The 12,567-nt window shown below is 63.2% G+C and carries 12 protein-coding genes; 3 read left to right on the top strand and 9 right to left on the bottom strand.

Features of this window, described 5'->3' with window-relative positions:
• Nucleotides 1–293 precede the first annotated feature (293 nt).
• On the bottom strand, nucleotides 294–1,847 hold the full coding sequence (locus FOA17_RS01050; RefSeq protein WP_149139695.1) for a DNA cytosine methyltransferase: 1,554 nt from the start codon (nucleotides 1,845–1,847) through the stop codon (nucleotides 294–296).
• Between the two features lie 67 nt (nucleotides 1,848–1,914).
• Here FOA17_RS01050 and FOA17_RS01045 point away from each other — a divergent pair, with 67 nt between their 5' ends.
• A complete protein-coding gene (locus FOA17_RS01045; RefSeq protein ID WP_149139663.1) occupies nucleotides 1,915–2,418 on the top strand; it encodes a very short patch repair endonuclease in 504 nt (167 codons plus the stop codon).
• A gap of 58 nt (nucleotides 2,419–2,476) precedes the next feature.
• On the opposite strand, the gene FOA17_RS01040 is transcribed toward FOA17_RS01045, so the two are convergent.
• The 5 genes from FOA17_RS01040 to FOA17_RS01020 are packed head-to-tail and all read right to left on the bottom strand — an operon-like array spanning nucleotide 2,477 to nucleotide 5,025.
• Complete coding sequence (locus FOA17_RS01040) at nucleotides 2,477–3,154, bottom strand: hypothetical protein (RefSeq protein ID WP_149139662.1); 678 nt, start codon at nucleotides 3,152–3,154, stop codon at nucleotides 2,477–2,479.
• Complete coding sequence (locus FOA17_RS01035) at nucleotides 3,151–4,158, bottom strand: helix-turn-helix domain-containing protein (RefSeq protein WP_149139661.1); 1,008 nt, start codon at nucleotides 4,156–4,158, stop codon at nucleotides 3,151–3,153. Before FOA17_RS01035 ends, FOA17_RS01040 begins: the two co-directional genes overlap by 4 nt.
• Entirely contained in the window at nucleotides 4,155–4,550 is a 396-nt protein-coding gene (locus FOA17_RS01030; RefSeq protein ID WP_149139660.1) for a VRR-NUC domain-containing protein, read from the bottom strand. Before FOA17_RS01030 ends, FOA17_RS01035 begins: the two co-directional genes overlap by 4 nt.
• Entirely contained in the window at nucleotides 4,547–4,786 is a 240-nt protein-coding gene (locus FOA17_RS01025; RefSeq protein WP_036708684.1) for a hypothetical protein, read from the bottom strand. The genes FOA17_RS01030 and FOA17_RS01025 overlap by 4 nt, the downstream gene beginning before the upstream one ends.
• The gene (locus FOA17_RS01020; protein WP_238991682.1) at nucleotides 4,783–5,025 is read right to left on the bottom strand and encodes a helix-turn-helix transcriptional regulator; all 243 of its coding nucleotides are present in this window, start codon (nucleotides 5,023–5,025) and stop codon (nucleotides 4,783–4,785) included. Before FOA17_RS01020 ends, FOA17_RS01025 begins: the two co-directional genes overlap by 4 nt.
• Nucleotides 5,026–5,617: 592 nt before the next feature.
• Between FOA17_RS01020 and FOA17_RS01015 the strand changes: the two genes are divergently transcribed.
• Nucleotides 5,618–6,883: a tyrosine-type recombinase/integrase gene (locus tag FOA17_RS01015; protein WP_149139658.1), complete on the top strand. Its 1,266-nt coding sequence runs from the start codon at nucleotides 5,618–5,620 to the stop codon at nucleotides 6,881–6,883.
• A gap of 25 nt (nucleotides 6,884–6,908) precedes the next feature.
• Here the strand turns inward: FOA17_RS01015 and FOA17_RS01010 are convergent, their stop codons facing one another.
• From FOA17_RS01010 to FOA17_RS01000, 3 genes are all read right to left on the bottom strand, one after another.
• On the bottom strand, nucleotides 6,909–7,508 hold the full coding sequence (locus tag FOA17_RS01010) for a hypothetical protein (RefSeq protein ID WP_149139657.1): 600 nt from the start codon (nucleotides 7,506–7,508) through the stop codon (nucleotides 6,909–6,911).
• A gap of 298 nt (nucleotides 7,509–7,806) precedes the next feature.
• Nucleotides 7,807–8,763 carry a hypothetical protein gene (locus FOA17_RS01005; RefSeq protein ID WP_149139656.1) on the bottom strand — a complete coding sequence of 319 codons (957 nt, stop codon included), beginning with the start codon at nucleotides 8,761–8,763 and terminating at the stop codon, nucleotides 7,807–7,809.
• Entirely contained in the window at nucleotides 8,750–10,351 is a 1,602-nt protein-coding gene (locus FOA17_RS01000) for a hypothetical protein (RefSeq protein ID WP_149139655.1), read from the bottom strand. Before FOA17_RS01000 ends, FOA17_RS01005 begins: the two co-directional genes overlap by 14 nt.
• A 537-nt stretch (nucleotides 10,352–10,888) precedes the next feature.
• Here FOA17_RS01000 and FOA17_RS00995 point away from each other — a divergent pair.
• Complete coding sequence (locus FOA17_RS00995) at nucleotides 10,889–12,229, top strand: DUF7986 domain-containing protein (protein WP_149139654.1); 1,341 nt, start codon at nucleotides 10,889–10,891, stop codon at nucleotides 12,227–12,229.
• Nucleotides 12,230–12,567: the final 338 nt, after the last annotated feature.

Raw genomic sequence — 12,567 nt, 5'->3', positions numbered from 1 at the left:
GATGCTGCGTCCGGAGGATTTGAGATGTACTTCAATGCGTTCTGCCTCGGCTAAAGACTAAGCCAGCTGTTTCTGATCATTGCTGATGCGGGTCTGCACTTCGGTTGCCAGACGCGAAATGCGCCAAAATGTTGTTGGAGATGATCAACGAACCCGTAGTGCTCGCCGCGGCCGTATGACGCGCCTCATCTGCCCGTCTTGAAACAACAATTTCCTGCATGCGAACCCTTGGCAGTACGATCACGATCTACTCTGGCGCGAACGGATTGTTGTTACAAGGTGCAGGAGGTGCCTCAGAGGTTGAGGGTGTCCGGTTTTGTCAGGGATGCATGGACTAGCGCTGCGATCTGCCTTGCCAGGAAAGGCGGGACCGCATTTCCAACCTGGACATACTGCTGTGTCCGGTTGCCGAGGAAGAGATAGTCGTCGGGGAAGGTCTGTAACCGGGCAGCCTCGCGCACCGTCAGGCTGCGGCACTGGAGCGGATCCGGGTGGATGAAATAGTGACCGTCCTTCGAGATGTGACTGGTCACCGTTGTCGAGGGCTCGTGCGCAAGCTGGACGCGAAAGCGGTCGTTGAAGACACCGCTGTGCCAGTTCCGGTGATCCGGGCTGAGGGCAAGCGGGAAATCGACCGCCTTGGGGCTGTAGCCACGCACCTTGCCAAAGACGGCGGCAAACAGGTAGCGGCCGAGGTCCGAGGACATGTGACCCCTGGTTTCGTGCTGGGCCAGTGCGTGGAAGCCTGGACGCTCCAGCCAGCGCATCAGGTCGTCATTCGATGTTCCATAGCCCGCAGGAAGCATGGAGGAGGAGCGGCGGGTTTCGGCGCCGTGCTTCAGGACTTCCCTGATCTCCCGGAATTCCGATGCGAGGGTACCGTCTTCGTCGCCCTTCGAAATTTTCGCGAGAAGCTTTGCGAATCCTGCGACCTCCCTCTGCCATGCTGCTGCGGTATCGGTCGCGCGGCTGATGCCGCTGCGCAGGGAGGGCATGTTGCCGATGGTTTCTGCCACCGTTCGGGTGGCGCCCGATACCGCAACGCTTGCGCCGTCCGCCCGGGCCGCCAGGTCTGACCTGATGCCGACTATGATGACGCGGTGGCGGCGCTGCGGGACACCGAACTCCTCGGCACGCACGATGAAATCGGATGGCTTTGCGGCTTCCTGCAGAATGGCCCTTCCGTCCGCGAGACGGATCGCCCGCAGCTCGTAATGATGACCGTGACCCGTGCCAAGCGAGGCCAGGTCTTCCATCAGCATCTCGAACACAAGGCGGCTTTCGACGGTCGAGGACAGCATGCCCTTGACGTTTTCCATGACGAAGGCGGCCGGTCGCAGCCGATCCAGCACACGGATGTATTCGCGGAACAGGTAATGCCGGTGGTCTTCCTCGGGAACATAGTCCGCCATGCCACGCGAACGGGCCCGTCCGACTAGCGAATAGGCCTGGCAGGGCGGGCCCCCGATCAGGATCGTGTCGTCGAAGCGCTGTCGCAGCCGACCTATAGCCTCGTCGATGGCTGCTGCGGTTGCTTCACTGCCCAGCTCGAGACAGCGAGCTTCGGCTGTCGCCTCTGCCCATGCGGCGGCATCCACCCCGGACCAGTCCGGTTCGTCCGTCAGACCGGCATGGAACTTCACGAAGGCTTCCGGCAGGGCGCCGTGTCGCGAGACATGGTCACGCAGAAAGGCGCGGAGCCGAAGTGTCCGATGTGCCGATGCCTCCTTCTCCACGGAAATGCCGATATGGAACGGGTGCTGGCCGCCAGCCTCCAGCGAGGCGAACCCCTCTCCAAGGCCTCCCGGACCTGCGAACAGATCGACAATGCCGAAAGTGGCTGGCAAATCAGAGACCTCTCGAATTCGGATCACTGGCTGTATACTAGGTCCATCGGCCGAGGCCAGGAGGCAAATGACCGACATCGTCGACAGCCAGACCCGTTCCCGGATGATGGCTGGCATCCGCGGAAAGGATACGAAGCCGGAACTGGTGCTCCGGCGGTCCCTGCACGCGCTGGGCTTCCGCTACCGCCTCCATGCGAAAGGCATACCCGGCAAGCCGGATCTTGTGCTGCCGAAATACAAGGCCGTTATTTTCGTGCACGGGTGCTTCTGGCACCGGCACCCGGGCTGCCGTTACGCAAGCACTCCAGCAACACGCCCGGAGTTCTGGGCGTCGAAGTTCAGCGCGAATGTGATGCGGGACGGGGCAGTTCGATCGGCTTTGTTGCTGGCCGGTTGGAGGGTTGCGACAATCTGGGAATGCGCCTTGCGAGCCGAGGCTGGTGTTGCAGCCGTCCGGGACGTCGTTTCGGGATGGCTTCAAGGTGATGGTCGAGAGCTTGAAGTCGGAGAGGCGGATATTGGGGCGCCCAAACACCGGAGAAGCGGCCCGGTAGGGTCTGAACGGACATGAAAGGGCCGAGCGTGGGTCGGACAGTCCGGAGCTGCAATATGACGGTCCGTCTGACATGTCACCGGCTCCCCTCCCACGGCCGCGCCTTCGGCATCGCCCCTGTCACCTCAACCTCTCGCAACATCCCGCCCGCAATCAGCCCGTCCCGAACCCAGCTCAGCGCCTGGCACCAGTCGTCATAGCCGCGCCGGGCGGCTTCGATCTGCTGTGGGTGGGGCGTGAACGTGACCGGGCAGGCGAGGATGTCGATGGTCTTCCAAGTGGCGCGCGCGCCAGCACCACGCACCCGAATGCGCTCGGTGCCAACGACGATGGTGCCCACATGCGCCCCATGCTGGTTCTGCTTGACGATGATCGGCACGCAGCGTGGAACTGCGCCGGGCATCCAGTCCGGGGTCAGCCCGGCGCGGGCCAGTTCGGCGACCCGGATCGCCATGCGCTTGCCGCCGAGGCTGTCGGGGATCCCGGCGACGGTGGCGGCGATGACCTCAGCGTCCTCGTGAGTGTAACCGCCGATCTTGTGCTGGCCGCCGTCGATCTTGCAGCCAAGTACGGCCCGTTGCAGCAGGACGTACTCGAGGCCGAAGCCGAAGCCTTCCTCAGTGACGTCTGGGGGCATCGGCAGTTCCAGTTGCGCCTTTTCGCTCCGGAACGCCCATTCCAGAGCTGCCTGCACGCCCAGCGCACGCTTCGCGGATCGTGCGCCCGCCCGGCTGATCGGTCGATGCAGGGTCATCGCACCCCGCGCTCGCGCAGACGTTCGGCCGTGACCAGCCCCCGAGCCAGCATGGCGTCGCGCATAGTGTTGCTGATCGCGCTGACCGGCAGGTAGCGGTCAGAGTTGACCAGATCGGCGTAGAAGGCGGGGAGGTCGGTGATCGGCTTCGCAGCCGGGGCGGAGGGCGTCTTGGGCTTGCGCCGTTTCAGCCCGGCATCCTCCACCTTGCGCTGGGCGGCGCGCTGCATCGCCCGGTCCAGTGCCTTCGGCCCATCGGGCGGTTCGGGGTGCTCCTGGCGGCTCGCTTCGGCCGCGGCGATGATCTCCGCCTCGCTCAGCCCCAACTCGTCGCGCCAGCGTTGAACGTGCAGCCGGGGTGGCCAGCCTTGCCACCAGCCGGGCAGGGCGGCGGGATCGAGGCCCAGCGCTGCCAGCAGATCTCCGAAAACCTGGTCGGAAATCGCCTCGCGCGCCTGCGCGCCCTCCTCCTCCTTTACTGGTTTACTTAGAGGTTCCCTTACAGGGTTAGTGTCCGGATTTCGGACACGGCTTTCGGGATTTTCCGGACACGGCTCGGCCGGAAAATCGGACACGGCTTCACCGCCAAACCCGTGTCCGAAAGCCGGACACGGCAGGGCATCGGCCATGCCGCCGACGTCGCAACCATAGGCACCGTCGAGGCTTTCCGCACCGTCGTCGTCCCCGTGTCCGATTTCCGGACACGGCACCACAGCCACGGGTGTGAACCCCGGCTCAAACCCCAGGATGTAGCGGGTGGGCAGCTGGCGCTTGGTCACGGGATCGAGCCGCGGCACCCGCCGCAGCAGGCCTACGGCCTCGAGCTGGCCGAGGTGGTCGTTCAGCGTCGACCGGCTGATCTCGCAGTCATGCGCCAGGCGGTCCTGCGAGGGGAAACAGCCGTAGTCCGGGTTGAAGCGGTCGCAAAGATGCCAGAGCACGATCTTCGTCGTGGGCTTCAACCCGCGCTGCTTGATGGCCCAGTTGGTGGCTTCGTGGCTCATTGCGCGGGCCTCCGCGGGGCAGGGGCGATCCGCGTGGTGAAGCCGTGATCGGCCAGCGCGCCCAGCGCGTCATCGAGACTGCGGACCAGCGCCCAGCCGAACCCCTGAGCCAGAACGGCGTCGCGGAATGCCTCCTGTTCCGGCCGCAGCCGCCCCTTAGGCGCCTTCAGCTCGAGGAACAGCACGCGGCCTTCGCAGATCACCATCAGATCCGCGAAACCGGCATGCACGCCCATGCCGACAAGAATCGCCTGGCGCTTCGCCCCGCGGGGCCCGGCTTCGGTCACCTCGTTGGCGCAGTGGTGGATGATGGCGTTGCGAGGCAGGGCGATGCGCAACGCCTGCACGACGGCGCGCTGCAGATCGGCCTCGGGTGTGCCACGGCGCATCATCGCGCGGCCCTCCCCTGGTCTTCGCGCTGGGCGCGCCGTACCGGCCGTCGTGCATCGACGACCACCAGCAGGCGCTGGGCATCAGCACGCTCGCCCGGGGTCTCGCCATGCTGGACGAGCACGTTGCAGGCGAGCCGGATCAGGAGATCGCTGTGATGCGCGACATCGGCGATGACGGCGCGGGCCTCGGCCACGCGGTCGGCGGGCCAGGCGGAACTGCGGGGCTGGATGGTCATGACCGGCGTCCTCCGGCACGACGGCGGCGCGGGGCGGCCTGTTCCTGCTCTTCCAGCCAGTCCTCGACGGCGGCACGGCGGTAATACACCTTCCGCCCGGCGCGCACGCAGGGCGGACCCGTCCGCATGGCCTCCCAGCGGCGCAGGGTGTCGACCGAAAGGCCGAGTTCCAGCGCAAGGTCGAGGCGGCTGATCCAGCCGACCAGCAGCGAGCGGGGTTTGTCCTTTGGGTCTGGCATCGATCCGAGATGCGGCATCGGGGTCTCCTGGTCCTGGCCCCGAAGATCGGGGACGTCTTGCAGGGACCAGTGAGCGCAGAGCCCGAGGGGTGGCGGCGAGGCGGAGGGTGGCAGAAAGGATGACGCCTTTGTGCCACCCCTGGTTTTGTTGGGGTTTCCGATGGTGGTCGGGTGGCGGGGGACGATAACGGCCGGTCTTGCCAAATGGGCGAAACGGACGCCAAGGCCGCAAACACCGGCGAACAGTCGCATTGACCGTGTTTGACCGGCATTGACGTGCAAAGAGGGGGTGGCACCCGACACAGTACCCCTGCCACCCATTGAATTCCTTGAGGATTTGTCGCTCTGCTGGTCATTGAATGCCGGATTTGCAGCGCGACGACCGTGCTTGCTCTTTCACACGTCAAATTGCGCCTATCGTCGCCAGTCGCGCATCGATACGCCCAGCGCCGAAATCCCATGAAAACAAGGGGTGGCACGGTTCTGGCGACCTTCCTGCCACCCTCCGCCTCCCCGCCACCATCCTCGTCATGCTTGCCTTGATAACCAGGCGAAACCACGCCTCATGTCGGATGCAAGAAGGACCGAAGCCATGCCCGAACGCATCAAGCTGACCGAGAAAGTGCTGCGCGACGCCGAGCCGGTGCCGGGGCGGGACTACCAGATCTTCGACACCGACGTTCGAGGCTTTGCCGCCTGCATCTACCGCGGCGGCGGACGGGCCTTCACGCTGGACTACCGCCATGCGGGGCGCCAGCGCCGGATGACCTTTGGACGCTGGCCGGAATGGTCCGTGTCGGCGGCAAGGGAGCGGGCCAAGGAACTGCGACGCGAGATCGACGCCGGGGTCGATCCCCTGGGCCAGCGCGAGGCAAAGCGCGAAGCCCCCCGCGTGACCGACCTGATCGAACGTTACTGCGCCGACCATCTTCCTAAACTGTCAGCACGCAGCGCGGCAGACCAGCGGTCGGCGCTGGGCAAGATGGTGGAGCCCGTCTGGGGCCGAAAGCTGGTGACGGAGATCACGCCGACCGACGTCGACAAGCTCCTGACGAAGATCGCCGAGGGCAGGGCGCGGCCCCACAAGGAAAAGCCCAACAACCGGGCGCGCAAGCTGCAGGGCGCGAAGCCCACGCCGGTGCGTGCCAACCGGATCGGCGAGGTGCTGCGCAAGATGTTCACGCTGGCGGTCCAGTGGGGCTGTTGCGAAGACAATCCTGCCCAGCGCTTTCACCGCCGCACCGAGACCCCGCGCGAACGGTTTCTGTCCAAGGAGGAAATCGCCAAGCTGGCTGCGGCGCTGGACGCCGCCGAGGACCGGCGCGCGGCCGACATCATCCGGATGTGCATGCTGACCGGCGCCCGGCTGGGCGAGGTGCGACAGGCGCGGTTCGAACAGTTCAACCTCGAACACATGAGCTGGTCGAAGCCGCCCACGATGACGAAACAGCGCCGCGCCCATCGAGTCCCGATCTCGGACGAGACCGCTGCCATTGTGCGCCAGCGCCAGCTGCTGGTGCCGAAGGGATCGCCGTGGCTCTTTCCCGGCGACACGCCCGGCCAGCCGGTTCAGGAGGTGCGCCGCTTCTGGGCGCAGGTCCAGAAGCAGTGCGGGCTGCAGGACGTCCGGATCCATGACCTGCGCCACACCTTCGCCTCGCTTCTGGTCAGCGGCGGCGCATCATTGGAAATGATCGGCAAGCTTCTGGGGCACAGCCAGATGCAAACGACCCTGCGCTATGCCCACCTGATGGACTCACCCCTGCGCGCCGGGGTGGACGCGGTCGCCAGCGCCTTCCGGCCGAAGCCACGGCTGGTCCATGACGCTGACGATCAGGGCGGCCGAAAGACCGCCTGACCCGGGCCCGCACGGACCCTGATCATCACGCTTCCTCCCGTCGCAGCGCCCTCCATATCGGCGTGATCCGGCGCCGGATCGAACGGCTGTCTGGCATCTTCTTGCCGTCCGACCGATCCGCGAACCAGTCCTGCATCTCGGCAACCAGCTCGGCTTGAGTGGCGGGCAGCCCGTGGTCATGGATCCGCACGATCAGGGCAATGTTCATGCCCTCCCAATCGTAGGGAGTGGCAGCACCTGGCCCGCTCGGCACACGCCGCACCATATCGTTCTCTTCCTCGAAGCCATGCACCTCATCGGCCATGATCATCATGTCCGCGACCGCCACCGTGACCCCGCCGACAGGATCGGTGATGATCTGCCATTGGCTTTTGTCGCCCGTCATGATTCGGCGCACTACGCCCTCGGTCGGGCCGGTCCCGCAGCGCCGGAACAACGGCATCAAGTCCATCGGCGAGAGAACCACCCGACCGGCGACGATCTCCTCGCCGCAACGCACCAGGCCGATGCCGGTCATGATGTGGAATTTGCCCGCCGCGGCCCAGCCTGCGACGTCGGCGATGTTGCAGCCCCAACGGGCGGTGACTTCCTGAAGGGTGTAGTAAACGCGGGGCGGCAAAGCCATGACAGATCATCCTCACATGAACCGAGGACGGGCCGAACTCATACCGCCTGCAGCCCGTGCCGGGGGCGGCACGGGTTAAGTGATCGGGCGCAACGACTCGAGAGGCGCCGAGGCGCCTTCGGTCAGAGCGACTGGTGTTCCGATAGACCTGTTATGCTTTTGGTTGAGGGCTGCTCTCCTCAAGGATGCACCCTGACGCTGGCTTCGATTCGGAGCAAGGGGGTGGTCCGAATGAAGCTGTGGACAAACGAGGTGAAGCAGGTGGGCGGCCGCGCGGCCCACCTTGGCATGGCCGATCTCAGTGCTCCTGCCGCGGATTCCAGCCGTCGCCCCATCGACAAATCCGCCTTGCTGCTGTCGTTTGCAGTCGGCTTGCTGACAGGTGCTCACGACTCGGCTCCTGCGTCAGCCATTCCATGGGCGCAAGAACCTTGGTCCCACCGAGATGGGCTTCGACGGTTTCTGCGCCGAGGAGGAAGCGCTTTTGCCGTTCCGGCATGTTCAGGCTCACTATGGTAGTTCTGGCCTCCTCTGACGCATGCCCGTTGCGTGCAGCAGGTGGCGGCGCCTTGGCCATGCCGATCCCCTGCAAGGCATAGGTCCGCTCCAGCCATGGTACGAGGGTCGGATTTTCACGCATCATCGCAGACCGCTGCAGTTCCAGCAGCTGCTCCCAAGAAACTACAGGGGCGTCTCTTGAAAGCGCGGTAGCCTCGTTCACCATGGTCGATCCGACAAGGAAACAACCAACCTTGCGCTCGATGGCGCGCATGGAGCCGAGACGTGTGTAGGCGCGAAGCTTGTTCGCATCCTTTTCGGTCGGACGAACCTTGGGGCGCTTCACTTCGAATGCTAAAAGCCCGGGCCCCAGATCATCTTCAAAGTGCAGAACGATGTCCGGGATGAGAAATCGACCCTCAACGCCCGGGAAAGAGCCGACTGCGATAGCTTCCTCACAGGCGTATGCCCACCTGACCCGGCGGAGGTTCCTTACCTTGTGGCCGCACGCTTCAATGAACGGGGCGAAGCTCTCGGGAGATTCGAGAACTGCCCAGTTCTGGAACAGGACTGGCGTCATGTTGTCTTCCGTTCCCCACCAGTAGAACCCGCGGCCGCGTTTGGTCGTGTTCATCGTGTGGTCGGCCCAGATGCGGCGCAGCGCGTAGTATTCTTGGCTGGCGCGCTCGGGCAGAGCGGGAAGTAATTGCCACCAGTAGGTCGCTTCGGGGATCAACTTGGCATTATTCGGTGTCATTTCTCGTCCCTTTGTCCTGTGTTTCCCCGAGCGACTGAGGATGCTGAGCGGATTTCCAGGAAGCCATCAGCCGTTCCTGCGCCGCGATTGCTTCAATACGGCGTTGTTCCACGAGATGGACGGCTTGCCGCCGAAGTGCTTCGGCCTGGTTGAGCAAGGCCTTGTGGATTCGACCCTTGTGAAGGGCGGCTTCCACATAGAATGCGTTTGTGCGAACTGGACTCAGGAGTGGTAAAGCTTTCCCGTCCGCATCGTGGAATGCATCTTCCCAGAGGTTGCCGGTCGGCGGGAGCACGAGCCCGGGACGCTCAGTCCACGGTTCCCCGTCAAACGGGGACCACGGGCAGTTCGCCCCTTCGCCGTCAAGTGCGTGATCGCCAATGAGCCAATGGTGCAAGTGATCGACCGACATGCGGTGATAGACCACATAGTCACCCCCGGAATTGAGAACTCCCGGGTATTCGACGGGATCGCATTCCCAAGAGTAATCGTCGCCGGGACCGGCTATTTGATGATCCAGTCGATCCTGATCAGGATCGAACTCCAGCTTGATCCGTCGCCAACCGCCGTCATGCAGAACTTCCTGCTGGATTGCCAATGTATCCAACCAGTGGAGTGTGCCGAACACCATTGACACTTTTGGCGACGATGACGGGATGCGAAGCCCCACAAGGCCCCGCGACATCAGGACTGGACCAACGTCGCGGTCGTTCAGCGGAGCGATGGCCAGGTGGATGTCCCGATATTGGATTACCCGCGCCTCACGACGCATGAAGATGCCGTCCCCACGAGCGTCGCCAGGTTCCGCCGCTATGCAGGTTTTGCCTTCTTCGATTTCGACGGCGAGGTCGCCCCAGGCGAGAGGAATGCGCAACAGCGGAACCGATGGAAAAGGAAAGGTCTCGTCGATATTGATGTCGAACAGTGGGGATCGATCGACTGGACTAAAGTCGCCAGCGAAATTGCTGATCGTGCCAAGCTGCAGGCGCTGCTCGAGGTATCGCCACGTTAGCGGCATAGAATAGAGACGGCGGAATACATCCATCATGCCGGTTTGTGCTGCGACCCCCTGACAGACTGCGGTGAGCATATGGTGCAGTCGGCTGATCGCATCCCAGTTGTCTTCAGCGCTATCGGGAAGCGGTTCGTCTTTCCACATCCGGGCGGCCTTCAGAAATGAGATGAGTGCGTTCTCAATATCTTCGCCTGCGAACTCGGCGAGCGCCTGAATGGCGGACAGATAGTGGATCAGCGACTTCTGAGGGATTGATCGGTATTTCGGATTTGACCTTACGGTGGTGTCGACCTGTTCAACTCCCTTTGACAACTTCCACTTTGCGACATCAAACGTGTCGGTCCTGTAACCGTACTCATCGAGGATTTCGATCACGCGGCCTTCAAACGCACTTCGCCCACCTTTCACTTCCCGAATGATTGCATTGTATCGCTTGCCGAGTTCGAGCGCTGCGTCGAACCGCTGGCGATCCCGGAGCGTGTAGCCTTGCCGTGCATCTCCGAGCACCGCGCGCAAGCGTTGCCGGTCGTGATGATGCACCTGCTCGAAAATGTCTCGCTTGGCTTCACTCATTTCATGCCCTTCTCGATCGAGAGATGGCCGCCCTGGACCTTACGGGATAGGCCGTGACGACACATTGGCTGTCATCGCTGACGATGACCGCGTAGCGTGAAAGCCGCTGGTCAAGTCGTTCGCGGACGGCGTGGGACCGGCTCACTCTGATCAGGCGGCAATTGTTGCCAACGTGAAATTCAATGTCGGCATGGAACAGAAGGTCACGAAGCAAGTCGTGCCTGATGCCGCGTTGCTGGCATCGCACTGAGGCATGGTGGCTGAGCATGTTGGTTCTCCCGACGTTTCCTCAGCCATAACGCCAGATGGCCGTTCGGAGGAGTCTTGGCAGCATCAAAGGCAAACTTTCCAAGAGTAAAATGGAGATTTTGTCAGACTCACTGCCAGCATCCTGCGCTCTGATGATCTTCCATTGGTGCTCGGGTTGATGTGCTACGCTGCTCGCAGGCAAACTGATCTTTGCTCTGTCCCGCCCACTGTCTGGCCTAACGGTCGCAGATCCTGCTAAGCAAAGGTGATCCGCGGCTGTGAGGATTTATGGCTGAACGCAACGACATTTCCGGCCTTCTGGCCTTCATCGGCCGGGAAGGGGACTGGCGGGAACGGCTGCAAGATGTGGTCGCCGAACACCTGATGCCCGCGCTCGAAGAATTCGAGATCGATCAGGGCGGCTTGGCCGACCTGCTGGGCGAACAATGGTCAGGCGTCCTGTGGGGGTGTGGGTTCGAGGATTTCCTTGGACAGCGCTATGAAGACGGCAACATCGTCGATCTCTATCTGAAAAGGCGCGGCTGGAAGGAAACGGCGCTGAACCGGGCCTATTTCGCCGCGCTGCGGGATGCGCCGGTCAGTCTATACGAAGTCAGCGATGTCCAGCCCGGCACGTCGATGGTGCTGCGCGACCTGCTGTCGGATGCCGCGCCGGTCATGGTGAGAGAGAAATCCGCCACGCGCACGCTGAAACAATGGGACCGGATTGCCGTGCGGGTGGTGTCCGAGCGTGATCATCATGTGATCTCCGGGGCGCTGTTGCCCTTCCGGGCCGAGGCGGTGGATTTCCTGTTTGCCGGGCTGCGCGATGCCCTGAAGCTGAAGAAGCGAGATGCGCTGCGGCTCTCGCACGATCAGCTGATGGGCTGCGCGCCCATCTTCACCTCCGCCTGGCTGTTCATCGAGATTGACCGCGCCCTCAGCCCGGCACAGCCGCAGTTCACCAATTCGGACGGCGACGATGTGTTGTTCCACGATTTGCGGTACCCGCTTGCCAGCGGCGTAACGCAGAAAGCAGTGGCGGAGCGGCTGGACCGGGTGAACGGCTTCCTGCCGGAAGGACCGAAGTTCTGGAACTGGCTGGCCACGCGGAAGGGGCGCGGTGGCAAGGCGGGCGGCGGCATCATGCTGGATACGCAGATGGAGGGCGCCACCGTTCTGGGTTCGCTGGAATTGGCGGGCAAGACGCTGGTCGTTACCGTCAACTCTGCCGAGCGCGCGGCCAAGGTCCAGACGTTGATTGGCGCGGCTGCCGGGGATCTGCTGAGGGCGCCGTTAACCACGATCCGGACGGTTGAGCAGATGCGGGCGGACCAACGGCGTGACGAGCCACGCGAGGCGGCGGATGAAATCCCGCCCGAGATCGCGCGCCAGCTCATGCGGGATCACCTGGACAAGCACTACCGCGAAACGCTAGACGCGCCGATTCCGGCGCTGGGCGGCAAGTCACCGCGCCAGGCTGTGCGCACGTCCGCTGGGCGCGAGAAGGTGATCGACTGGCTGAAGATGCTGGAGAACCGGAGCGCCGGGCACGGCGAGGGTCCGATTGCCGAGTACGATTTCGGCTGGATGTGGGTCGAGCTTGGCCTGCAGGAACATCGGCGATGATCGCCAATGCAGTGGTGCGCGATTATGATCAAGTGGGATGGGCGCGTGGGCTACATCAACACCACATCAACCTGCGACTGCGGGCTTCGTGCCGGTTTTGCCTCTTAATCCGTGTTGACGCGGATGTTTGCGAGGGTCAAAATCACGCTAAAACAAAGGCTTGCCCCGTAAGTGACTGGTTCCGCTGATTATTCGGTTTTGGCCGTCCATGGGCTCATAACCTGAAGGCCGCAGGTTCAAATCCTGCCCCCGCAACCAAATCTCTCAAATATGTCAGATACTTAGAACCCGACGTAAATCGTCGGGTTTTAGGCATTTCGGTTTACATCAACGCCACA

This window comes from Gemmobacter caeruleus, from assembly GCF_008271655.1.
Lineage (GTDB): Bacteria > Pseudomonadota > Alphaproteobacteria > Rhodobacterales > Rhodobacteraceae > Gemmobacter > Gemmobacter caeruleus.
This window is presented reverse-complemented; position numbering and strand designations above follow the sequence as displayed.